This is a genomic window from Psychrobacter sp. CX10, assembly GCF_057621575.2.
In genome coordinates this window covers 2,872,651-2,897,514 of the sequence record NZ_CM177736.1, presented here as the reverse complement: position 1 = coordinate 2,897,514, position 24,864 = coordinate 2,872,651, and the positions used below count along the sequence as shown (strand labels likewise).

Genomic DNA, 24,864 nt, shown 5'->3' with positions numbered 1-24,864 from the left:
TCTTTTAATTAATTGATAGCAAAAGTACATACGCAAATGACAAATTCAGACGATGCGCAGACTCAGAATACCGTACTTCTCGGGCTTGATTATGGCGTAAAAAAAATGGGCATGGCATTAGGCAATACGGTCACACTTGATGCGCGCCCGTTTGAAATATTGGCCATGAATAATGGACAGCCAGCAGACTGGGACAACCTACTTGGCATCATCGACACGTGGAAGATCGGTAAGGTCGTGGTTGGTTTGCCACTGAATATGGATGGCAGTAGCTCAATGCTTGCCAAACGTGCTCATAAGTTTGCGCGCCGCTTAGCGCATCGTCTTGTAGAGCAGCATATGCAAGTTCCGGTACAACTGTTTGATGAGCGTTTAACGTCTATCGAAGCTCGTGAAATGGCGTGGGAGCTGGGTCTCATTAAAGATGACCGTGATCCGATTGATGACATATCAGCCTGTCTGTTGCTACGTACGTATTTCACCAACCCTAAATACGCACATGATATTTCAACCTATCAGCATTCTTAGCGTAAAGCGTCCGATGTTCAGAGCCTATTCAGCATCTATTTAGCAACTATTGGCCGCTTATTTAGCACCTATTCACTATCAACCCATCAATCAATGAAGCGCCTCAACATGAGTATAGAAAACAATCCGCATATACCTTCTGAGTCTAGCAATAGTATTGCTGGGTTTCCCCCACTGGCGATAGAGGCCTTACGTGGTGCCCGAAAGCTTAATAAATTCTCCATACTGTTAATTGTGTTAGCCATATTTGCGTTTGTGGTTTTTGGTACATTGGCAAGCTTAGAGATGTTTCATGGCAGTCGCAATTTATATTTACTGTTTCACTATTTACCCTATGTATTAGTGGCTTTGACCATACCGATGACATTGTACCAAGCATTTTTGGTGCATCGCTACCGTCTTAGTCAGCCCTCAATGCTGCTGACCAGTGTGGGCGGCGCAAGCTTATTATTAGTTATTTGCCTGCTTTTTTCGTTATCGGATTGGTTGTGGCTGGCAATGGCGGCGTGGATTGGCGTGGCTTATTGGTTTCAAGCCACCTTTAAGCGTTTTTTTAACTTTATATCTGCTCAAAGCGCCGTTAATACCCCCACTCTCTAATTAAAATGCAATTTACCTTATAGTTTTTTCTATTTAGTCATTCCTATTACCTATAATGAGACATACCATGACTGAGCCAAACACAACAAGTATTCAACATCATTTAGACACGCAAGGTCTTATCTGCCCTGAACCTGTTATGTTATTGCACCGCACCATTCGTAAGGCTTCAGGCGGCGAGCTTATTGAAGTCTTAGCCACTGACCCTGCCACCACTCGTGACATTCCTAACTTCTGTCGTCATTTAGGGCATACATTGATTGAAGAAACCAAAGCTGATAATGCCGACGGCGACAGCACCAATCACACTGACACCTTGTATCGTTATGTCATTCAAAAGAAGCAAAGTTAGAGGATTAAAACACTTGAGGGTCGGTTTAGTCATGAGTTGATTGGCTGATTGGCTGATTGGTTAGATGGTTAGATGGTTAGATGGTTAGTTGGTTAGTTGGCAAAATTTTAAGTGCTATAGAGTAAGGAAATAAATGAAAGCTATCATAGGATTGTTGTTAACGTTACTCTTTTATAACTCTGCTCAAGCGGCTATGGCTTGTGAGTTAAATCTAATCAAAGATTTTGAAGACAAAATTGATCATCATACCCCTTCTTTAAGTCAAAAAGCTTTTAGAAAAATACATTATGACAATACAGACATAAGAGACTTTTTGGCTGATAGCTTCTATCAGAGTAACGAATCGGCTATATGTAATATGGGTGGGATTATGTATTATGGCGATGAGGCTTTAAGGCCTTTTGGGGTATTTGAGATAAAGTTTAAAGATTCTGAAGAAGCATCAACCGCTTTCACCCTCTCTCAAGACAAATATTACAATGTGATAGTCCCTAGAAAAATACCGAATTATTATACATTCTATCTTAAAGGCCAAAGTCTATTTGTGTTCAGAGTAGAGTACCACTTGCCCAAGATTACACATTAAGCTTATGTATAGCTTAAACTAAATAGTATTTAAACTATGGCTAATATGTGCTGAAACAGGTCTTAAATAGCGCTTTGATATAAACATCAATAAAAGATATGACAGCATAAGTTAGATTGAATTTTTTAGCACTTAAATAAGTGATAAGTATCAACAATGAGTCGTGAACGCGCCTTACAACCTAGACAGCCCAAAGCATTAGCCGTAGATGATGAAGCCGCTTATATCACTGAGTTTCGTCAGGCCATGCTCTCGCGTGGGCTATCAACCCGTACCCGTAATGCGTATGTGCGTGACCTAAAGCTTTGTGAGACAACCCATCCCAAAGCCCTAACCTTATGGACAGATACCGACGTCTTGCACTGTTTTTCAGTGCTTGATAAACAAGGGAAAACACCGCGAACCCAAGCGCGCATGCTATCAAGCTTACGTCAATTCTTCCTATGGATGGTGGGCAATGAGCGGCGAGAGGACAACCCTTGCGAGCGCATCAAAACCCCAAAGATAGGACGCGCTCTACCCAAAGACATGTCTGAATCGGACGTCGAAAACCTATTATCCGCCCCCGACACCAGCACCGCCATGGGGCTTCGAGATAAAGCCATGCTAGAGGTATTATATGCTTGCGGACTGCGGGTCAGCGAGCTGATGAATCTGTCATTAGAGCAAGTGAACCTCAATGCAGGCTGGCTACAAATCACCGGGAAAGGCAATAAAACTCGGCTGGTACCACTTGGCGAATATGCGAGTGAAGCGTTAGATGATTATCTCCAGCATGGCCGTAATGAGCTTGTGGCTCAACTTAAATCTGGCAACTGCCAAGCGGTATTTTTGACCACCCAAGGCGGCTATATGACCCGGCAAAACTTTTGGTATATGCTAAAAAAATACGCCAAACAAGCAGGCATCGACAGTGACATGTCACCCCATACCCTACGTCATGCCTTTGCCACCCACCTGCTCAATCACGGGGCAGACCTGCGTAGCGTGCAATTATTACTCGGTCATAGCGATTTATCAACCACACAGATTTACACCCATGTTGCCACGGCAAGACTACAACAGCTGCACGAAGCGCATCATCCAAGAGGGTAATTGGGATTAAAGATAACATTAGAAACTATTTATCAGAACATTTAAAGTGAACAACCTGTTTTTAGCAATCTATTGTTTATCAAATTAAGAGTAATTATGTCCTATCAAAACAGGTGCAACCAATCAATGAATGTTAATCGTCGCAGTATATGTTTAAGTAGCTTAGTGTTTACTGTGCTACTAGTGGGAGGCTGTGCCACCCAGCCTATAGATTTAGTAGCCGAACACCCTACTACACACTCCCTTAAAGGAAAAACTACGATAAAAGCCCTATCCTCACAGCAACAAAAACTCGCTTCATTACTTATGTATAAATTTGATACTGGACAGAGCACGGAATATAAAGACAGTGTCATCTATCAAGGTGTCATGACGACAAATGGCATTATCATTGTGCCTGCACAATATGATAAGGTCATGCTCAATCCTTATTCTAATAGTTTAGGATCCGATGCTGTCTATGAGATTATAGGCATGGGTGGTAAAGATAAGGAATGGTATACAGCTGATATTTATGATTTGGATGGTAATCAACTTGAAAAAGATATTTTTATGCCGTCTTTAAGTGGTCTATCAACGGGTCCTTATATATTAACATTACAAGAAGGCATTTCATTATATGATATTGCAGACATAGCTAAGCAAAGGCTTGGGGAGGTAGAAGACAATTCAGTGTATCGACGCTTTATGGAACTTGAACTTATTCCACAGTATTCTGACCTATTACATCTACGCACACAAAAAAGAGTATCAATAGCGGGCAAAGGGTTCTATAAATTAATACATAATTTTAATCCTTCCTTATTACAATATGATAGGTTACCTGCTGTAAGTAGTGAAACTAGATTAATGGGTATTATCGATACAGATGGTAATTGGGTCGTGCCTCCTCAATATGAGCCTACATCAATCATGAAAACTATGCCAAAAGATCTCATTATGGTTGTCAAAAATAACGACTCTGCGGCAGAGTATTATCATTGTAATAGTTTTCTACGCATGAACAATACAACAAACCCCCCGAAGCCTTCAGACTTTGAAGTGGTTGGAAAGTTTTATAATTTTGAACAATACGTCAAGTCTAGCTTCGATAATCGTTACTATAGCCTAGCCAGTTCCTGCGGTGAAGACCCCCATAGTAGCAACTACGGACTGATAGATGATAAAGGCGAATGGGTCATCCCATCGCAAGATAACATTCAGTTAATATCCATACCTGATGCCCAAGGATTAATCACTTATCAAAACACCACCACTAAAACGGTAGGCGCCATGAACTTACAGGGTGAAATCGTCGTTCTTGACAAGTTCTATGCTCCACGACATGATAAAATCAGCTGGCAATTTGAAGTCGCCCCTACCCAGTTTGATACACATGGATTAATGGCTGTTAGCGATACTTTAGACAGTGATTATTACGGCTTCATTAACACCAAAAGTGAATGGGTCATACCTCCAACAAATATACCGCAGCTTAAAACCAACAATTATAACAGTTACGCGTTTAATAAATATGGTCTGGCATACAGCCATTTAGAGAAACCTAAAGGAAAGCTTAGGGTTATCAATATGGATGGTAATGATATTTATCCTGCATTACCAGGTACGATTAGCGAATTCAATGAGGCAGGATTTGCCCCCTATCTCTCAATAGACGGTAAGCTTGGCGTCATTAACTTGCAAGGCGATATTGTCACCCAACCACAATTTGACAACACTCTTTATAAGCTCAATGACTACAACAAAATTTCACTTAAAATTATAAATAGGGCTGATGAAGTAGATAGCGAAACTATCAATAGTGAAAACAATTTCGATAGCGAAGAGATCACAGAATTAGTTGGTGTCATGGATAGCAACGGTAAAGTCGTCTTATCGCCAAAGTATAAAAACCTCACACTGGATAAAGACTATGCCATCTTTGAGACATTTAGTAGTAAGTATGGTGTCATTGATTATGAGCAAAACATACTATTGACTCCGCAATCTCATCCTATACGTCCGTTAACACTGGGTTCATCCATCACATTTGATACGGTAAATCGACCGTAAGTAGGCATATTTTCATACTAATTAGCCGGCACTTACATCAGTTCTCATAAAAGATAACAACTATCCTCAGCACCGAGCACTTACTACTATTACAATTATATGGAACTCTTAATTTGAATAAACTTATCGTTTTATTAGGTCTGTTGTTATTTTTAATTGGTTTTACACTGAGAGTAAATGCTATGCAAGCTCCCGAAGAAAATAGTATAAAATTTGATGAATTTATTGCAAAAAAGAAATTTACTAAAGATGATTTTTATCCTGGGATAGCGCATGAGTCTATGCGTCCACTCTTAACTAAAAAAATAAACCAAATAGCGAAAGATTTTGAAGCAGTTGCTCATTCAGATAATCCAACTGATAAAGCCTATCAGCAAAAAATTGGAATAGGGCTTGCAAGGTTCGATGATGTTTATATTGATTTGGATACGGAAGACCGAGAAAGAGTATGTGAACATATTGAGCAAATTATGGATATTGTAGGCTTAGAGAGCTCAGATGGTCAGCTGAATATGTGGCTATATGGATTCGATCCTACCTCTTTTTATGAATAATATTAGACCTTCAGCTTAAAAGTTATGCTTTAAGTTTTGTTATTAGTTAAGTCATATCTTGTTATACAAAGTTGCCTTGCGGTGCGGTTTAGCCCCGATTGAAGCGGATATCCTGCATGACAGAACGAGCTGCATGAGCAAGCTATGCGGTGGCTCACGAAGTAAGAGACATCGCATAGCGTACTCATGCCTCGTGCTGGATTGCAGATAGTAGCAAAAAGCGGGGAAAGCTACTGCGAGTCGTTTTTCACCAACTCATACACCACAAACCTAGCCTGAGTCTCAAAGCCTTGATCCTGTGCAGAGTGTAATAACGCTTCACGTTTTTCAGCGCGCGCACGATACGAATAAGGGGTCATGGTTAGCAGATCTGCCAACTGCTGCTCGTTTAAGGTCAATTTGGTATCGAACTTATGCGTATCAACCAGGGTAAAGTATGGTGTTAGCTCATCTAAAAACTTATCGGAGTCATGTGGGCGGACCGTATCAAAAAGTGCGGCTCGAACCGTTTGTAAATGCCCCTCGTCGGGCTTGGCAATGATAAGCCGTCCACCTGTCCTTAATACACGCGCAAACTCTTCGGGCAATATCGGACTAAAAATAGTACTTATAACATCAACACCACCAGCGGCTAATGGCAGTTGCGAGGCGCTGGCTACGATGGGGTAAATGGCAGGCAATGAAGGCAAAAGATCAATCATGATGCCCTGTGCCATAGCACTGATCGCGTGTTGCTTGGCTGTCTCAATTTGAGTCCACAACCCGCGTTGCTGCTTTGCCGTCTTGGACAGCTGAACAACGGCAGGCTTGCTGATATCTACCGCAATCAAGCTGTTGGTATTTAAGACAGAGTTTGTCTTAAGTGCTTGAGCGATAGCTTGGGTGTAATAGCCCTCTCCGCAACCGATATCGAGCCAAATATTGCTGTATTGATTGCTGTCGTCTTTATTAGGTCTGGTGTTGGGCTTAGTATTAGTAGGCTTGGTATTGGTAGACTTGGTATTGGTAGACTTAATAACAGGAACCGTAACATCGCCTGCCAACTTGGTAATCAACTGTTGCAACGGCTGATAATCACCTTGGTTTAGGAAACGGTGCCGCGCCTCAATGGAAGTTTGTGAGTCCCCCGGATCTTTGGACTTTTTGTTCTGCACAGGCAAGAGATTAACGTAACCTTGCTTGGCCATATCAAAAGGATGTTGCATGCCTTTAGGGTTTAAATTACCTTTACAAAGCCATGTCTTGGCATAAGGCGTTAGCGGCGACTGACAGTATGGGCATAAAAACTTAGGGTGCGTTAAGCACTCTGCTGCTGCCATGATAAAACTCCTGAAGACAAGTTTGGCGCTGGTGACATAATGATTAAAAAGATCGCCGCTATTAGAAGCTTGGAAGGTAGACGCTTAGAATGCGTACCTGTTTAGTTTGAATGCGTTTTAGTGCCAGTGTTTCATGATTTCGTTCACATAGTGCTGGTTCAATTCAACAAAGCGCTGAGTCGTTAGCTGACTTTGCCTATCGTCTGTATCTAAACGTGAGGTATCCTCGGAGCTGCTTGCATTGTATTGTGATTGAGACAGGTTCAACAAATCCACTATTTCATGGTTATCTGGCTGCGTACTACTGACATACATGTGCTCTATTGACTGGGTTTTAAAATGATTGAGTAGGCTTTGTAACTGTGTTTGTAGCGCGTCACGCTGGCTTTGAGTGGTTTGTGTATCAAAGAACGCTGTCTGCATGTCCGCCAAGGTGGTTTTTTCTAAATTCTCTAATATAACCTCGTGACTAGAAGCTTGGATCTCATCGGGCTGCTGCGCGATTAGCCAGCGCAGTAGTATCTTAAGCTCCATGACACTGTTTCTAAACTTATGCTCAGCATCGTTGCCAATTTGGGCAAAGCCTGACATTTGCTTTTCTAATATGGTTTTATTTAGCTCATTAACTTGATTTAAATTTAGAACAATCAGCTCGTCAACTCGGTCCTCGTGTTGCTCTTTGAACAGCGCGCTGGCGTCAGTATCAACTTTGCCGCTACTCACAAATTGACTGGCCAACTCATCTAGGCGTAGGATTGTATTTTCAGTTAGGTCTTTGACCAGCTCTTCTACTTTGGTCGCCAGATAAGGATGTGCCTCTTGTAGGTAAGGCAAATGGTTATACAGTTTATTTGTCGCTACTATTAGCTGCTCTAAATGCGCCGTTGGTGTTTTTGATAGCAGTATGGCCAGATGGTGACCCTGTCGATTGATATCTAAGGGCAGATCATAGTTTATAGTGACGACGGGTTCTGCAGCCACATCAACGGCAGTAACTTTAATGGCATCGAAGCTATCGAGTTGCGACTTCGGTGTATTTGGAGCTGTTGTATTTGAGGCTGTCTGTTTATTGTCTAGGTGTGGCTTGTCGGTTTTACGCTCTTGTGACTCAATTAGCTTATTTGAGTTTAGGGCTTTGTTTGATAATTGAGCCGTCCAATATAAAGTGACAAGCGAAGTAAGGCCCAGTGCGGTAAATACACCGCCTGAGAATAACGCAACAAACGAGACTATCCCAATGACCCCGACACTATTATTTAAAGCAAGGGCTTTGTCTTTATAATTGAATGAATCGCTGAGACGGTAGCTGCCATATAGCAAGGTCGCTATATAAGGCACGCCCAATACAACCCCCATTATGACGCCCCAAGAGGCGATAATGGCGTATATAACCAAGCTTATGGCACTAAACTTTAAGCCAGCTTTAAAATTATCAACGTTGGCTATAAGCGCAGTTTTTGAGTCACTTGAGGTTGCTACCTCATAGCGGTTGTCAGAAGTTGTTGTTAAGGCAGACCCATCCCTGAGCATCCATATGGCCAGTTTGTGATCGATATTAGCTTTAACATTATCATTACCATTAGCATCATGCGCCGTCTTAAGCTTTAACAATTCTATATCGTCTGTCACATGCCCAAACGCCTTCAAACGCTCGTTTTGCCATGTCGTTAAAGTCTCTGATAATTCGGTTATGCCATTGTTTTCAAAATAGCGGATTAACCGCTCTTTACTGAGCAATAGCTCATAGTACGGTTTAAATTTTGCCAAATATAAATAGCCATCAACTTTTACTTGATTGGCAATCTTTCTTAGAGCATAGGCCGTTTCTGCATTCACCCCTTCACCGCTAAGATAAGAATCGGCAGTGGTTATGACGTCATTAGAGATGCGCGGAGAAGGATCAAAGTAGTCGAAAAATACCTTGATGGAGCTTGAAAAGGCAGACGGCGGTAGGTTGGCAAGTGATAGTTTTTGCAAAAATATGGGTTTACGATAGCTTTCTAACGCATAATAGATGGCTTGGGTGAGATCGTACAAACGCCGTCTGTCCCTAGCTGTCGCTGTGCTATCTTGAAACACCACATATAGCTCAGGCAATACCACTTGCTGCAAATCGTCGAGTAAATGCTGCCAACATACCAATGGACTAAACTTTGCATCAATATTTGGGTTCGATAATATCTGCTGATGTAGATTCACTATCGTTTTGGATAACTGGGTTAATAATGCATTATAAGCGGTGGCCTGCTTTCGTGTAATGGCATCTGATGCCGCCTTACTCACTGGGTTTTTAGACAAATCTTTGGAGAGCATACGCTGACATCTCTAATCCTGTAGTTGTATTCTTATATCAATATACCGCTTTTTATGGGTTAGGGTATATCTTATTTGGTGATACCGCTATTAATCCCAGTGCTTAAGTAGTTGGTCAATATAATGCTTAAACGGGTTAATAAAATATTATACAGATAAGCTTGCTGCTTGATTACAGGACCAACATGGTTACGCAGAATTGGGTTGTTCGTCCTACCATTAGAAATCAAAATCTATTACCTGAATATTTTTCTACCTTAACTTAAGCGTCATCAAACCGAGTACCACCAGTAAAATGGCCACAATCCAAAAGCGTACCACAACTTGGGTTTCTTTCCAGCCCAGCTCTTCAAAGTGATGATGTAAAGGCGCCATCAATAGCACACGTTTGCCGCGTAGTTTAAAAGACCCCACTTGCAATATCACCGATACCGCTTCTGCCACAAATAGACCACCCATGATGGCAAAAGCAATCTCTTGGCGTGTCATCACCGCCATTGTTCCAAGCATCGCTCCAAGTGCTAGTGCGCCTACGTCGCCCATAAAGACTTGGGCAGGATGGGCGTTGAACCATAGAAAACCTAACCCCGCGCCTATCATGGCAGCACAAACGATTGTTACCTCTGAATTATAAGCAATATAAGGAACATGCAGATACTCTGAGAATCTGACATCCCCAGATACATAAGCAAAAGCACCTAATCCTGCGGCAACAAATACCACAGGCAATATTGCCAAGCCATCCAAACCATCGGTTAGATTTACCGCATTGGATGACCCATTGATGACAAAGTAAGTAAAGATGATGAACCCTATGCCCAGAGGAACGGCTGAAAATGGAATCATCCAATTTTTAAAGACAGGAATTAGTAAATCTTGCATTGCTCGTGTGGTCGCAACATCTGGCTGCTGTGTGGCAATATAATACAATGAGACGCCTACAAATAAGGCTCCTATCGATAACCAAAAATACTTTTTACGAGCAATGAGACCTTTAGGGTCTTTATATTTGATTTTTAGCCAGTCATCTGCCCAGCCTACACCGCCAAATATAAGCATAACGATGATTAATATCCAAACGTACGGGTTGGCGAGATCAGCCCAGCACAAGGTAGCAAAGCCTATTGAGCTTAAAATCAGTACCCCGCCCATCGTAGGCGTACCTGTTTTGGCCAAATGTGATTTTGGACCATCATCACGTACGGCTTGTCCGTACTTTAAGCGTCGTAAATATCGAATAGTACGCGGGCCTAAAACAAGGCTGGATGTTAGGGCGGTGATCACCGCTAGCAATGCACGTAAGGTAAGAGAAGAAACCGCTGAAAACGGTGAATAGAATTGACTTAACCAACTGTCAAATAACCAATATAACACCGCTTACTCCTCAATTACTTTTAATTTCTTATCACTCATAAATTTTAATGGCTAGTTGAATGACGTATGAATAAGTCTTGGTTTGCCCAAAATTAAAACGCTAACTCTTTGAAAACTAATTCTTAGAAAGCTAACTATTACAACGCTAACGATGGAAACACGAACTTTAATTATCGCAATAAATGGCCACGGATTAAACAAAGCACATCTATTTCACTAAAAAAACACAGTAACAAACCCTGCTAAAAATACGCATCCCTTTATATACAGGTTTTAGGTGCTTATTTAGCGCTATAGTGATATAAGACACCGATAAATAGTGATGATACCTAGATCAAAGCGGGGTCTTGCACTAAGTCATTTATAAGTGTTTCCATTGTGGCGCTACGAGACCCTTTAAATAATAAGGTGCACGTCTGTCCCTTATCTCTTTTCGCAATTAGCACATTATATAGATGCTGATATAATGCCGCTTTGATTTCAAAAGCGTGTGCAATCATTACACCACTGGACGCTGGATTTGAACCTACTGGCGGCATAGCGTCTGCGTCAGATGCTATTACCGATTGCTGACTATCAGAAATTGAGCTATTAGACAGCGCACCGCTTACCGTATCTGCAGCAAATTCGCCCACACATAACAACATATCTACTGACTTGTTCGCAATGGCTTGACCCAGCTCAAAATGTTCGCGCTGTGCGGCATCTCCAAGCTCTCCGATGTCACCCAGTATCAAAATTTTAAATCCTTGCTGGGCTGCCAATACTTCTGCAGCAGCGCGTACTGAGTTAGGGTTGGCATTGTAGGTGTCATCAATAATATGATGTCGACCCAATGTTTGACGCCCCAAACGGCCTTTGCTAGATTCTGACTGATTTAAACCTGCCACAATGGTGTCAAGCTCAATACCTACTGAATAGGCGCAAGCTGCAGCCGCAAGCGCATTACTAACATTATGTAGTCCCGCCATCGGCAGGTTTACAGGCAAGGCGGTAACGTTAGTACTGATGCTGCCAACACTACCGTTATCGTTGTCGTTGTCGTTGTCATTGTCATTGTTGTCATCATCACTATCAGCCTTGTCACTGCTAATGATCTTATTACTGTTGCTGGACTTATTAAAGACGTTTTCAGCACGCATTATAGAGGATGAGACCTGTAGCGTAAATGCGCAATGCGTTGCGGATGCGTCAATGTCAGTAGCAAAGACATCTGGCGTATCGCTCAATGTCGATAATGCATTTGGTTGAGCGCCAAAATAAACAACATTTTGTGTATATTGTTTGGCAGTTTTGGCAAGATCGTCTTTATAGTCATCATTAAAAGGTACTACCGCCACTGCATCTGCGGTTAAGGGCTGATAAATCTCGGCCTTAGTTTTGGCGATATTATCTCTACCCCCAAATTCGCCCAAATGAGCCGTACCTATGTTTAAAATACAGGCCACGTCAGGTTTGACCATATCAGCAGTGTAGGCGATTTCACCGACATGATTGGCGCCCAATTCTAATACAGCATAGCGGTGCTGATCTGACAACTCCAATAGCATCATAGGCACGCCGTAATCATTGTTTAGATTACCGCGTGTTACTAAAGTTATTATGCTCTGAGTCTGAGATACAGCTTTTTGTGAAACAGTTTCTTGAGATACGGTTTGGGCAAGATTATCGCCAGATTCAAACGAGTCGTTTACTGATACGTTGCGGCTATCTTGCTTCGCCAGTTTGAACTGCTGCTGATAAAAAATATTGCGTAGCATTTCTTTGACCGTAGTTTTACCGCTTGAACCGGTAATGGCGATAATTCTTAAATCTTTATGCTGCTCGCGGCGATAGGCTGCAATGTGACCAAAAGCTAGGCGGGTATCATCAACTTTTAACTGCGCAATAGAGACATTGGGATCAATACGACTGACAATAACAGCCACTGCGCCTTTATCGGCTGCATCACTTACGAACTGATGACCATCAAATTTATCCCCTACGATGGCCAAATATATATCACCTGACTTAATCTTTCGCGTATCGGTGATGATACGGGTGGCTTGAATGTTAGTGTATTGACTACCGCCGCTCCATTGCCCGTTTAGCGCATTCGTCGCGGCCAATAGGTGATCGTTATCCCAAACAAACAAACCGGAGTCCGTTTCAGTCATTGAAGAGATATTAGAAGTATTAGAGATATTAGAGGTAATTAGGCTATTAGGCATATTAGGAGTATGTGTGCTGTTGTTTTTACTGATATTTTTACTAGATTTGATAGGGTTATGATTGCTGATTGAGTGGTGACTATTGTTATTGTCCGCTGATGTCATCTTACTGGTTTCTCATATGATTAGGACGATGTATGGTTGATTTATGGTTGTCATAGCCACATTCACTAAGTACTGTGGTTAGTTTAAATAGACCCTATGCTTTAAGTGCGTTTTTCAAAACTTCGCGATCATCAAAGTCATAACGTACACCTTTGATTTCTTGATAGGTTTCATGACCCTTACCGGCAATCACGACGATGTCTTCTACACCTGCATGCGCTACTGCAAATGCAATCGCTTCTCTGCGGTCAGCTATAACGTGCGTTTTAGCATGCTGTATATCACTCATACCTTGCTGCATGTCGTTTAAAATAAGTAAAGGATCTTCACTACGCGGATTGTCTGAGGTCAGAATCACTTTATCAGCTACCGCAAGCCCCGCCTGCGCCATAAGTGGCCGCTTACCGCTATCACGATCCCCGCCACATCCAAATAAGGCCCATAACTCCCCTCGGCAATGTAACTTCAAGCTATTAAGAACTTGGGTTAAGGCATCTGGCGTGTGTGCATAATCAACAATAAACACACCTTGATTATTTGGTTGTTCTGAATTCGTTTCTGAACTCGTTTCTAAATTAGGCTGTTCTAATTCAACACGCTGCATTCGCCCGCTTGCCCCTTTTAGCTGACTCACCAGCTGCGGCATGGCTTTTACATCAATCCCTAGGGCAAGACCCGTCGCCATTGCCGCCAATACATTTGCGACATTAAATCGTCCTAACAAAGGGCTATGCACCTGCATAGTACCATCAGGCGTATCAATTTGTATATCCACCCCTTTTAAGCTTGGTCGTATATCTTTTGCAATGAAGTAAGCATCTATTGAATTTGTATCAGCTTTTCTTATAGCGTCACTATTGTTGTTAGCGATTTTGCCCAGACCAGAGTTTGCATCGAGACTATACACCCATACCTTGAGATTTGACTCAGAGGCTGTCTTTATCATTAAGGGCGCAAACTCATCATCACCATTAATAATGGCATGGGTTAATAGTGGAAAGTAGTTTTTATCAAACAAACGCGCTTTGGCTTTGGCGTAGTCATCCATATCGGGATGGTAATCTAGATGATCTCGACTTAGATTCGTATACACTGCTACTGAGACAGGCACGCCTTGTAAGCGCTGCTGATCCAAACCGTGTGAACTGGCTTCTAAGCATAAGACTTCTATGCCCTCGTTTTGCATTTGACGTAAAAAGCTCTGTACTGCCAAGGCATCTCCAGTGGTATGGCTGGCTTGAATCAAGTGATTTAAGCGGCCATTACCAGCCGTACCCATCACGGCGGTATCAGATATGCCTTCAACCCCAGACTTTTGGCACAATTGTGCGATAAGCTGTGTAATTGTGGTTTTGCCGTTGGTCCCAGTCACGGCAACAACCAAAGGCAACTGATTTGCCAAATCTTCAGCAGAGTTAATCGTCGCAAGTTGATCTGACGGCAGTAGACTCAGCTGTATTAAGGTACCAAGAACTTCGCGTAGTCTGGGCACCACTATTATTGGACAGGTATTTTTATGCTGTGTGGGCTTATTTGCATCTTTCAAATAATCGCCACTGTTTGAATCTTTATCTAAAGAGACACCCAAACTTTCAGCGTCTATTTCAGTCAGGATAAATGCCGCTTGCTTTGAGGCAGATTGCGCATACTGCTTGCTTTTTTCAATGGGCTGAGTATGGCTTTTTAATAACACAAACGCTCGTTTGGATTGAGTTGATGCTTGAGTTGGCTGAAGTGGCAAATTGGACTCACTTTGAGCTACATTGCGACTGTCTAAGACAAACTCAGAAAATTCAATAGTTTCAGCCTCATCTGGGCTGAGTTGACTAAGTAGGGCTTCGAATATAGGCGTATGATTGGGCAATACTCGCATCGCAACCTGTATTATCTCAATCAAAGTATGCCCACCCTTTGAAGATTGGGGTGAAGAGGGCTTGGAGATAAGGGCGTCATTTGAAATATTGGTCACCATACAGTTACCTTAGTCGTTACCGCTTCATTTATTTAGTCGTTGCATTTATCGGTTCGTTGCGTTTATTGGTTCGTTGCGTTTATTGGTTCGTTACGTTTATTTAGTCGATACCGCTGCATTAGATAGAATTGTTTGGGATAGCCGATTTATCAAGGTAGACGTTTGGTATAATCGCATTGATTGGTCATATAATACGTAGTATTAGTATTAGTTTTAGTGTTAGCGATTAAAAAATGGCTTATCATAAGTAGCTTATGACACAAAAGGCAAACCCATCTTTTTTACATTTTAAACTACTGCTGCGCATTTAAAGAGCTATCCAGTAACGGTTTATCAAGAGGAACATTATATAAACGAAGCGCCTCTTGCATAACGTTTTTGAATACAGGCGCTGCAACCAAACCTGCATAGTAAGTCTTACGAGGGTCTTCTACTAATATAACGGTCGCCAGCCGCGGATTAGACACAGGCGCTATGCCCGCGAAAACCGTTCGGTACTGATCGCTATAATACCCGCCACTTGGATTAACACGTCGAGAAGTCCCCGTTTTACCTGCCACACGGTACCCATCTATTGCTGCTCTAGTGCCTGTACCACCTTTTTGAGTCACCGTTTCCATCATTTTGACCACTGACATTGCTTGATCTTCACTGATGATGCGTTTACCCGGTACTTTTTGATCTTGCTTGATTAAGGTCAAAGGATGCATGACTCCGCCTGCGCCTAATGCGGCATATGCTTGGGCGATTTGAGCCAAAGTAACCTGCAAGCCATAGCCATAGCTTAAAGTTGCTCGGCGTGAGGTTTCTTTCTCTTTTGGTGTAGGCACTATTCCTGACTGCTCCCCAGGGAATTGCAGTGCGGTTTTGGTGCCAAAGCCAAATTTCTTTTGCATACTGGTAATGCCGTCTGGCGGTAGCGATAATGCAATTTTAGTCGAGGCCACGTTACTGGATTTTTGAATCAAAGTGGCCATATTGATGGTGCCTAAATTATTATGATCGCGGATCGTGTAGCCCCTGACTCTTATCGAGCCTGGACTGGTATTTATTAACGAATGCTCCGTGTATTTGCCCGAATCTAATGCTGCAGCGACGGTAATAGGCTTCATTACAGACCCAGGCTCGAACACATCAAGCACCGCACGGTTTCGCTGATTATTACCTGTCATCTCGTTTAGGTTGTTGTTGTTAAATGCAGGCCATGTTGATAAGGCAAGCACCTCACCTGTATGCACATCCACCACCATACCTGTCGACCATCGTGCTTCTTGCACACGCCCTACACGCTCAAGCTCTTTATATAACAAGTATTGCAGACGTGAATCAATAGACAACGTCACATCTTCACCCGGAATCATGGGTTTGATCTGTTCAAGCTCTTCAATACTATGTTGATAACGGTCTTTTAGAATTAAAACCTTGCCATCTTCGCCAGCAAGCTTGCTTTGATACTGCCGCTCGATACCAGCACGGCCTTCATACCCACTCTCAGGATCATTAGCGTTATAACCCATAAATCCTAAAAGCTGCGCATTAGGCTGCGGCTGCGGGTAATAGCGCCTAAATTCTTGTTTTTCATACACCCCTTTAAAATCCAGCGCCATAACGGCATCTGCAATCTCGGGCGTTACTTTATTAAGAAGCGGTACATAGTGAGAACCGGCGCCTTTAGGTAAAGCTGCTTTGACCACATCTTCATCGTCATAAGCGATATTGTCTTTTATATCTACAGCGCGCTCTAAGCGCTCTAACGAGACGCCCGAAGCATTTGCTAATCGTGCCAAATCCATACTGTCTAATCGGGTATTTAAGCGCTCTAGTGCGGTGGGATTGTTTTTATTAATCTCAATGCGTCTGAGCAAATCATAATACGCCAATGCATAATCATGCGGACTAAAAGAAACACTAGATAATGGCGCGCTAATAGCAAGGGGCTGATTGTTTCTATCGGTAATCATACCGCGATATGATCGCTGGGTACGCTCGCTTGTGATAATCTGATTGCCCTTCGCCATAAGCTCATCTGCTTTGAATATTTGTAGCTGGAATGCTCGAGTCACCAGTGCTACAAGCAATAAGAAGGCGATTAACCATACCACATGGAAACGGGTTTTATCATCTTCAACACCGCCTCGAGTCGTTGCCCCGCCTTTTTTACCAAAGAAGGGTTTGCCGCGCTGCTTGATACTGGTATAAGGGGCGCTACTGTCGTATTCTTTTTGCCAGAATTTTAATTTTTCCAGCTTTTTGGGGGCAGTGTTTTTGCCAGTGGTTTTGGATCTAGTGTTACTTTTATTATTATCTTTAGTGCTACTTTTTTTAGAAGTCGAGCTAGCTTTAGCTGTGGTCAAAGGTTCGGTGACCTTACCGTGCATAGGCTGGCTATCAGCTTTTGAGCGTTTAGCTGATGTGGACTTTTTGCGTTTGATTGTGGGCTTAGAAGGCTTTTTACTCATCTTGGCCTCCTTGGGTCAGCTCATCTGATTGCAGTATGGTGATTCGGTCGTCAACGTTTAGCCTGTCCCCTTGAGTTGATGCCATCGGCTGTAGAATAAGCTTATCTTTTGTTGAGGGTGAAAACATACCAAGCTGGGTAACAGCACGGCTTGCAATTTGCGGTGTGGCGCTAAAGGTTTGCTGCTCAATAATTAATCGCTGATTCTCAATTTGTAAATTACGGTGAGCAACCTTCATTTTTTGCAATTTCATATAGTTATTATGGTATTGCTGTACCTGTTCAGCGGTTAAAACAGCGGTCCAAATAATGCCCACTGCCAACACAAACATAACCAAGGGATAAATACGATTGGCACGAAACCGATTCGCTAGAATATCTGTTAATTCTAGCGATGCTGAGTCTTGATCGTCTTGGATCTGTTTATTACGGTCTGTCATATGCTTTATGTTAGCGCTTTTTTTTCGATGCGACGTACTCAATGACAGTGCAGCATCGTTTACTTTAGAGGACTTCATTGACTTAACCATATCACTCTTTGGAGGTCCTATCTTATGCTTTTTCCTCGCAATATCTGCATCTCAATCCCATTATCTAGCGATGATACAAACGAACGATTTAAAAACTCTATCAACACACGTAGTTTTTAGGGTCTGCTTAACAATACAAACTACGACTACCTGTTTGGTTTAAATTTCTGTATGCGTATTATATGGCGTATCAGTGCGTCTTGCTACTCTTAACCACGCGCTTCTTGAACGATTATTAACATTAACTTCTGCTGCACTTGGCGCAATACGTTTCGGCTTACTAAAATAGCGCGGCCGCTGCGGTGGCATAGGTAAACACTGATCTTCTGGATACTGTCCACGGCTGTGACGCTGAAAAAACTGCTTTATGCGCCTGTCTTCTAAAGAATGAAAGCTAATCACTGCTAAATAGCCGTCCGTCGCGAGCAGCGGCAGGCTTTGTTCTAAAAAACTATCAATATCACCAAGCTCATTGTTAATAAAAATTCGCATGGCCTGAAAGCTTTGGGTGGCAGGATGTTTGCCTTTTTGCCATTTTGGGTGCGCCTGTTTGATCACCTCGGCAAGCTCAAGCGTCGACGTATAGCTATCCATATGTTTAATAGCCCGTGCGATACGCCGACTGTGGCGCTCTTCACCAAAATCATAAAGTACGTTTGCTAAGGTTTCCTCATCGACCGTTTCAAGCCATTCTCCTACCGACTGGCCTTGGCTCGTGTCCATGCGCATATCGATAGCGCCATCTCGCATAAAGCTAAAGCCGCGACTGCCATCATCTAACTGCGGAGACGATACCCCCAAATCTGCCAAAATACCATTAACTTGATTGACGCCATGTCGCTGCAAACAGTGGGTCATATTGGCAAAGCTATTATGAACCACCACCACCCGATTATCCACTTGTGCCAGCTGGTTTGCTACTTCAATGGCTTGCGGATCTTTATCAAAAACTAATAGCGTCGCATCTTCGCTTAAATAATTGAGCAATAGCTTACTATGACCACCTCGACCGAATGTCGCATCCACAAAAATACCAGAATGCATGGGCGTATCTTCATGTAGCGCTGTCTCCCCTATTACTGCGGCCACAGTTTCGTATAATAGCACTGTTTCATGGCTAAACTGCGCGGTTCTAGGATTGGCGTTAATGGGTTTGGATGAGTGCATGGTGATCTGATCAGCTCGCTGTAGGCTTGATATAAGCAGTATTTAATAGAGAGATTAAAAGTTATAAAAAATCATTAGTGTTTATACGTCTATACGACGTTTTTATATATTATTGGACATTTATGGACGTATTGGACAGTTACAATGGCCAATAGCAATTATTATAAGTGAATAGTTTAAATTATAGTTTCTATTATAAGTTTCTATTTCTACTTTATGTTTTTAGCAACCAAACTATTCATTATGGCAAGCTTACTCTACATGTCAAGGACAGCAATATAAGTTAACTTAAAATATAGTTTTCATTATTGTTTAAGTTTGCGAATCCAATTAGTGACACGCCGTCAACATAGGGCTTAAAAGCTTGAAATCAAACCTGCTATAATAGGCAAAACAACAATTAGGCATAAGCGCAATTTCATATAAGCACTATTTCATATAAGCACTATTTCATATAAGCGCAATGAGACATAAGCATAATGAGACATAAGCACAACGTAATCGCTTACGTCTGCTTACTATACCGCCCCTAATCTAAATCTCGCAAATTTATACTCCCTAACCTCCAATAAAAGCTAAGAGAATTTTTATGACACAATCTGCCTCTAATCGCCCTATTAGAACCCGTATTGCACCCTCGCCTACAGGCTTTCCTCATGTTGGAACTGCCTATATTGCTTTGTTTAATTTAGCATTTGCTAAAGCTAACGGTGGCGAATTTATTTTGCGTATTGAGGATACAGATCAAAGCCGCTCCACCGAACAATCAGAAAAAATGATTTTAGATGCGCTGCGCTGGACAGGTCTTGACTGGGCAGAAGGTCCCGATATTGGCGGTCCTCATGCGCCTTATCGTCAAAGTGAACGTACTGATATCTACAAAAAATACGCTCAAGAGCTGCTCGATAAAGGTCATGCATTTCGCTGCTTTGCCACTGCCGAAGAGCTCGATGAGATGCGTAAAGAACAAATCGCCCGTGGTGAAAACCCACATTACGACGGCCGCTATGCAGATCTACCCAGAGAAGAGTCTGACAAAATGGCTGCCGAGGGCAAGCCTTTTGTTATTCGTATGAAAGTGCCTACAGATGGTGTCTGTAAGGTTCAAGACATGCTACGTGGCGAAGTCGATATCCCTTGGGAGCAAGTAGATATGCAAGTGCTTCTAAAAACAGATGGATTGCCCACCTACCATCTTGCAAACGTGGTAGATGACCATTTAATGGAAATCACTCACGTCATCAGGGGTGAAGAATGGCTTAACTCAGCACCTAAGCACCAGCTGTTATATGACTATTTTGGTTGGGAGATGCCAACGCTATGTCATATGCCCCTACTACGTAATCCTGATAAATCCAAACTATCAAAACGCAAAAACCCAACGTCGATCACTTATTATCGTGATGCCGGTGTGTTGCCAGAAGCGCTACTAAACTATTTAGGGCGTATGGGCTATTCTATGCCAAATGAAGAGGAGCAGTTTACGCTTGATGAAATGATAGATAGCTTTGATATAAGGCGTGTTTCACTGGGCGGGCCTATCTTCGATATTGAAAAACTAAACTGGCTTAATGCAGAATACCTGCGTGAATTGTCGCCTGAGGCGCTTAAACATAAAATCTTAGACTGGGCGAATGATTCTGATAAATTAACCGCCATCGCCGCTGCCATTCAACCGCGTATTCATTTGTTATCTGATGCGGTAAATTGGGGCGGCTTTTATTTCCAAAATCTACCCGATATTGCCTTAGAAGATTTTGAACATAAGACATTTACACCTGAGCAAATTATGGAAATTTTGCAATTAGCGACATGGAAGTTAGAAGCGCTACCCGAATGGACAGAAGACAATATCTTTAAAACCCTTAAAGGTTTGAGCGGTGCCTTAGATATTAAACTGCGTGACATGATGGCGCCTTTCTTTATCGCCATCGCAGGTAGCACCTCCTCTACGCCGGTCATGAACTCAATGTACATTATTGGCGCAGACATGACCTTAACTCGCTTACGTCACGCCGTTGAAGTACTAGGCGGCCTCGGTAAGAAAAAACTTAAAAAACTTGAAAAACGCGCCAGTGAGTTACCTGACTTTTTAGCGGAGTAATGCTGACTGAGTAAGCTTTGTGTTTGACTATATGGTTTAGACTTATGTTTTAGACTGATGGTTTAGACTGATCGTTTAGACTTGTATTTAAGACTTTGTCTTCTAAACTTTGTAGGTTTAGAATTACCATTTGATCGATCATACATACAATATAGTTAGCGAAATACTAAACGGTTACGGTGTTAAACCCGGTCGCCTTACTATAATAGTACTTGCACTCAGTTGACCTGTAACCATTTTATGTTTCTTTGACTATAGCTTATCTTTATAAGCTTATTTAGCACAATCTTATTTAACCCTGCGCATGGGACGTACATAGTGTGTCCCTTGTTTAGGTTTAATATTTCCTGAATTAAAATAAACCGTTAGCGGTGTGCCATCAACATCGCGGCTGCTAGACCAATAACCATGGAACATGGCCTCTTGAGTATTCGGGAAAACATTACTCTTGATCGCCGGTTGGATATAACCACTGGTGCAGCCCATTTCCACCTCTGCTGACTCTCCGGAGGTCAGCGGTATGGTGTAGCTTGAGTCATACCCTTCACTACAATAAATCAGCGACTGTAATGCCTCTATATTAGGCAGCTCCCATTCATATAATCCGACATAACTTACTTTATTAAGCTGTTCGACCCGCTGCCCAGCTTCTTCTAAAGTCAAGGTCTTGCCGCTACCTTGGCACGTATTACCATCCCATTCTTGTCCTAAGGTACAGCGCATCCACATTATGCCCGTCTTCTCATCGATGACTACACCATTATCATAAGCCGTATACTGATCGATTTTGGTTGAAGGACTGTTTGGCTCAACAGGTTCAGGTTCTGGTTCTGGATTAGGTTCAGCAGCCTTATCCTCATCTTCATTTGGCACCTGTGACTCAGTGGTATCAGGCTTTGAGACGATATAAGGCAAAGCAAACTGTACGATACCTAAAATACCGACAATGATACCAATGATCCAAAAAGCACTTTGTAGCCTTGCTTCGCCTCGCTGCTTATCGTTAGGGCACTTATTAACGTCGTACATGACACCTTCTTATCGTTGATCACAGTATTCTATATTACAGTATATAAAAACAGGTTTAAACTCTGCAGTTGAGCTATTTGATCTATAAAGTTAATAAGATAATGTGGGTTGATTTACTCACATATCTTTAGATACTTCGCTACCACGGTATCCATACCCTGCTGGATACATTCAACCGTAAAGGCATGCCCAATAGACACCTCTGCCACCTCACCTAATGTCAAAAAGGTCGTCAAATTATCTAGATTTAGGTCATGACCTGCATTGACTCTAAGGCCATTTTGATTACCCAGCGCAATGCTCTGTTGATACTTATTTTTGATGGTATCATAATCACCGCTAGCATGCTGGCGCGCCCACTCTTCGGTGTATATCTCTACTGCCGTAAGCTCACTGTCTATCGCCGCTTGAATTTGGTTTAGATCAGGATCAACAAATACCGCACAGCGTACACCGATTGCGCTGAGCTCTTGGCTAAGCTTAGATAAAAATGTTTTGTGCTGGATAATATCATAACCATGATCTGAGGTGAGCTGATCGACACTGTCGGGCACTAGGGTACATTGATGCGGTTTGACCTCTTTAATCATGGCTAAAAACGTGTCGTTCGGATTGCCCTCTACATTAAGCTCAATATCAGGATAATCTGCTAAGTGCGCTTTGATATCATAAACATCTTGATAGCGTATATGACGTTCATCTGGCCTTGGATGCACTGTAAACCCTTTGACTCCTAGATCTATCAGCTTTTGCACAAAATACAGTAAATTGGGATAATCTGTGCCTCTAGAATTACGAATTAATGCAAGCTTATTTAAATTGACGCTAAACAAGGTGCTCATACCGTCTCCACGTTTGTCGTATGTTATTTTAAGATAGTTATTATTAGAATAAATAAATGGATTTAGCGAGGTTTGTGACATAACTATTAATGTTTTATAAAACCTAAATCGTTTGACAGTTTAAACTATGTTATAACTTAAACTATGTTATAACAAATCATTATATTATTAAGTATATTAACTGATAAAATAATGCTAGATATTAGGGTCTGTTGAACATTCAAATATGTAACTGGCGGCGGTAATTTTTTAGGCAACATGCAGGGAAATCTTAGACACTTAGTTATTCTAACTTATAACTATTATTCATAAACAGTCACCATATATTGATAAAAAATAGCCTCTGCCAGTTCCATGAATCAATTCTATACAGCCCCTAGTATGTCTTAATTTAAATTTGTCCTTGTAAACCTCATATCAATAGTATCTGAACATTTAAGTAGTTGTGAAACAAGTAAAACATTATGAATACTACCAATAATCAACGCGATGAACTAAAAAAACTTACCATTACTCATCCTCGTAGTGTAGAGCATCTGGTTGTGGGTAACGATACGCAAGATGGTGCTGGCGTTAAGCTTACGCGAGTACTGACACAAAACTTACAGCAGCGTCTTGATCCATATTTGATGTTAGATAATTTTAAAAGTGACAATCCTAATGATTATATTGCTGGGTTTCCCAATCATCCGCATCGAGGGTTTGAGACGATTACTTATATGATTAGTGGACGTATGCGCCATAAAGACAGTGCGGGAAATGAAGGCCTGCTTGAAAATGGCGGCGTCCAATGGATGACCGCGGGTAAAGGGGTTATACACTCAGAAACTCCTGAACAAGAAGATGGCGTTATGGAAGGCTTTCAGCTATGGCTAAACTTGCCTGCAAAAGATAAAATGAATGACCCGTGGTACAAAGACTTTCAAAATGCAGACTTACCCAAGTTTACAACTGATGCAGGCGTAAAGGTCACCGTTATTGCTGGAGAGTCTCATAGCGTTACAGGTGCAGTAACTCGGGAAATTACCCAGCCGACTTACTTAGACATCCACCTGCCTGCAGGTACAAGCTTTAGCCATCTTATACCGACTACTCATAATGCATTTGTCTTTGTATATCGTGGAATTTCTCGCATTAATGAGCAGTTAATACCACTTAAAAACATGGCAATTTTACAAAATGATATGCATGCAGATGGTGTGGTAATTGAAGCAAATGACAATACGGATACCCGAGTAATATTGGTCACAGGTAAACCGCTAAATGAACCCATTGTTCAATACGGTCCATTTGTGATGAATAATAAACAACAGATCATGCAAGCAGTCAACGACTTTCAACAAGGACGGTTTGGAGAAGGTGCTTAGGATTCAATTTTAGATTCTTTAATAGCCAAACAGATTAAATTAGAATCAATTTAAAAAAACGCTTGACAACCTAGCCCTTCTTACATAAAATACGCCCACTCTTGACAAGGGGCTATAGCTCAGTTGGTAGAGCACTTGCATGGCATGCAAGGGGTCAACGGTTCGACTCCGTTTAGCTCCACCAATTCTTATCGCTAAGAATTTTGTTAAAAGTATTCGTTGTATTACCCGTTGATTCGCTCATATCTTTTGGATATAATGCTGCATCAACAGCACCAACGTAAGCACCTAGGCAATGCTCATTTAG

Annotated in this window: 19 protein-coding genes and 1 tRNA gene; 10 read left to right on the top strand and 10 right to left on the bottom strand. The window is 42.0% G+C overall.

The window, feature by feature from the left end:
• Positions 1 to 36: 36 nt before the first annotated feature.
• From ruvX to AC21OH_RS11715, 7 genes are all read left to right on the top strand, one after another.
• Complete coding sequence (gene ruvX, locus AC21OH_RS11745) at positions 37 to 528, top strand: Holliday junction resolvase RuvX (protein ID WP_487369783.1); 492 nt, start codon at positions 37 to 39, stop codon at positions 526 to 528.
• Between the two features lie 108 nt (positions 529 to 636).
• Positions 637 to 1,128, top strand: coding sequence for a hypothetical protein (locus AC21OH_RS11740; RefSeq protein WP_487369784.1), 492 nt, complete (start codon positions 637 to 639; stop codon positions 1,126 to 1,128).
• 67 nt (positions 1,129 to 1,195) lie between these two features.
• Positions 1,196 to 1,480: a sulfurtransferase TusA gene (gene tusA / locus AC21OH_RS11735; RefSeq protein WP_487369785.1), complete on the top strand. Its 285-nt coding sequence runs from the start codon at positions 1,196 to 1,198 to the stop codon at positions 1,478 to 1,480.
• A 133-nt stretch (positions 1,481 to 1,613) separates the two neighbouring features.
• Positions 1,614 to 2,066: a hypothetical protein gene (locus tag AC21OH_RS11730; RefSeq protein ID WP_487369786.1), complete on the top strand. Its 453-nt coding sequence runs from the start codon at positions 1,614 to 1,616 to the stop codon at positions 2,064 to 2,066.
• A 156-nt stretch (positions 2,067 to 2,222) separates the two neighbouring features.
• Positions 2,223 to 3,161, top strand: a complete 939-nt coding sequence (gene xerD / locus AC21OH_RS11725) for a site-specific tyrosine recombinase XerD (protein WP_487369787.1) — start codon at positions 2,223 to 2,225, stop codon at positions 3,159 to 3,161.
• A gap of 126 nt (positions 3,162 to 3,287) precedes the next feature.
• Positions 3,288 to 5,213 (top strand): WG repeat-containing protein, encoded by a 1,926-nt coding sequence (locus tag AC21OH_RS11720; RefSeq protein ID WP_491139775.1) that lies wholly within the window; start codon positions 3,288 to 3,290, stop codon positions 5,211 to 5,213.
• Positions 5,214 to 5,326: 113 nt separating this feature from the next.
• On the top strand, positions 5,327 to 5,767 hold the full coding sequence (locus tag AC21OH_RS11715; protein ID WP_487369789.1) for a DUF4844 domain-containing protein: 441 nt from the start codon (positions 5,327 to 5,329) through the stop codon (positions 5,765 to 5,767).
• Between the two features lie 230 nt (positions 5,768 to 5,997).
• On the opposite strand, the gene AC21OH_RS11710 is transcribed toward AC21OH_RS11715, so the two are convergent.
• The 8 genes from AC21OH_RS11710 to rsmH form a co-directional block, all read right to left on the bottom strand.
• Entirely contained in the window at positions 5,998 to 7,086 is a 1,089-nt protein-coding gene (locus tag AC21OH_RS11710) for a putative RNA methyltransferase (protein ID WP_487369790.1), read from the bottom strand.
• Positions 7,087 to 7,203: 117 nt separating this feature from the next.
• Entirely contained in the window at positions 7,204 to 9,399 is a 2,196-nt protein-coding gene (locus AC21OH_RS11705) for a hypothetical protein (RefSeq protein ID WP_487369791.1), read from the bottom strand.
• A gap of 252 nt (positions 9,400 to 9,651) precedes the next feature.
• The gene (mraY, locus tag AC21OH_RS11700; RefSeq protein WP_486535151.1) at positions 9,652 to 10,773 is read right to left on the bottom strand and encodes a phospho-N-acetylmuramoyl-pentapeptide-transferase; all 1,122 of its coding nucleotides are present in this window, start codon (positions 10,771 to 10,773) and stop codon (positions 9,652 to 9,654) included.
• Between the two features lie 329 nt (positions 10,774 to 11,102).
• Complete coding sequence (locus AC21OH_RS11695; protein ID WP_487369920.1) at positions 11,103 to 12,929, bottom strand: UDP-N-acetylmuramoyl-tripeptide--D-alanyl-D-alanine ligase; 1,827 nt, start codon at positions 12,927 to 12,929, stop codon at positions 11,103 to 11,105.
• Between the two features lie 253 nt (positions 12,930 to 13,182).
• Positions 13,183 to 15,060 carry a UDP-N-acetylmuramoyl-L-alanyl-D-glutamate--2,6-diaminopimelate ligase gene (locus AC21OH_RS11690; protein WP_487369792.1) on the bottom strand — a complete coding sequence of 626 codons (1,878 nt, stop codon included), beginning with the start codon at positions 15,058 to 15,060 and terminating at the stop codon, positions 13,183 to 13,185.
• Positions 15,061 to 15,353: 293 nt separating this feature from the next.
• Positions 15,354 to 17,519, bottom strand: a complete 2,166-nt coding sequence (locus tag AC21OH_RS11685) for a peptidoglycan D,D-transpeptidase FtsI family protein (protein WP_487369793.1) — start codon at positions 17,517 to 17,519, stop codon at positions 15,354 to 15,356.
• On the bottom strand, positions 17,512 to 18,036 hold the full coding sequence (ftsL, locus tag AC21OH_RS11680) for a cell division protein FtsL (RefSeq protein ID WP_491139771.1): 525 nt from the start codon (positions 18,034 to 18,036) through the stop codon (positions 17,512 to 17,514). Before ftsL ends, AC21OH_RS11685 begins: the two co-directional genes overlap by 8 nt.
• A gap of 171 nt (positions 18,037 to 18,207) precedes the next feature.
• Entirely contained in the window at positions 18,208 to 19,215 is a 1,008-nt protein-coding gene (gene rsmH / locus AC21OH_RS11675; RefSeq protein ID WP_486535155.1) for a 16S rRNA (cytosine(1402)-N(4))-methyltransferase RsmH, read from the bottom strand.
• Positions 19,216 to 19,804: 589 nt separating this feature from the next.
• Between rsmH and gltX the strand changes: the two genes are divergently transcribed.
• Positions 19,805 to 21,319, top strand: coding sequence for a glutamate--tRNA ligase (gene gltX / locus AC21OH_RS11670; protein ID WP_487369795.1), 1,515 nt, complete (start codon positions 19,805 to 19,807; stop codon positions 21,317 to 21,319).
• A 288-nt stretch (positions 21,320 to 21,607) separates the two neighbouring features.
• On the opposite strand, the gene AC21OH_RS11665 is transcribed toward gltX, so the two are convergent.
• On the bottom strand, positions 21,608 to 22,348 hold the full coding sequence (locus AC21OH_RS11665; protein ID WP_487369796.1) for an Lcl C-terminal domain-containing protein: 741 nt from the start codon (positions 22,346 to 22,348) through the stop codon (positions 21,608 to 21,610).
• Positions 22,349 to 22,461: 113 nt separating this feature from the next.
• A complete protein-coding gene (locus tag AC21OH_RS11660; protein ID WP_487369797.1) occupies positions 22,462 to 23,271 on the bottom strand; it encodes a pyridoxine 5'-phosphate synthase in 810 nt (269 codons plus the stop codon).
• Positions 23,272 to 23,654: 383 nt separating this feature from the next.
• Here AC21OH_RS11660 and AC21OH_RS11655 point away from each other — a divergent pair, with 383 nt between their 5' ends.
• Positions 23,655 to 24,557 carry a pirin family protein gene (locus AC21OH_RS11655; RefSeq protein WP_487369798.1) on the top strand — a complete coding sequence of 301 codons (903 nt, stop codon included), beginning with the start codon at positions 23,655 to 23,657 and terminating at the stop codon, positions 24,555 to 24,557.
• A 108-nt stretch (positions 24,558 to 24,665) separates the two neighbouring features.
• Positions 24,666 to 24,741, top strand: a tRNA-Ala gene (locus AC21OH_RS11650).
• Positions 24,742 to 24,864 lie beyond the last annotated feature (123 nt).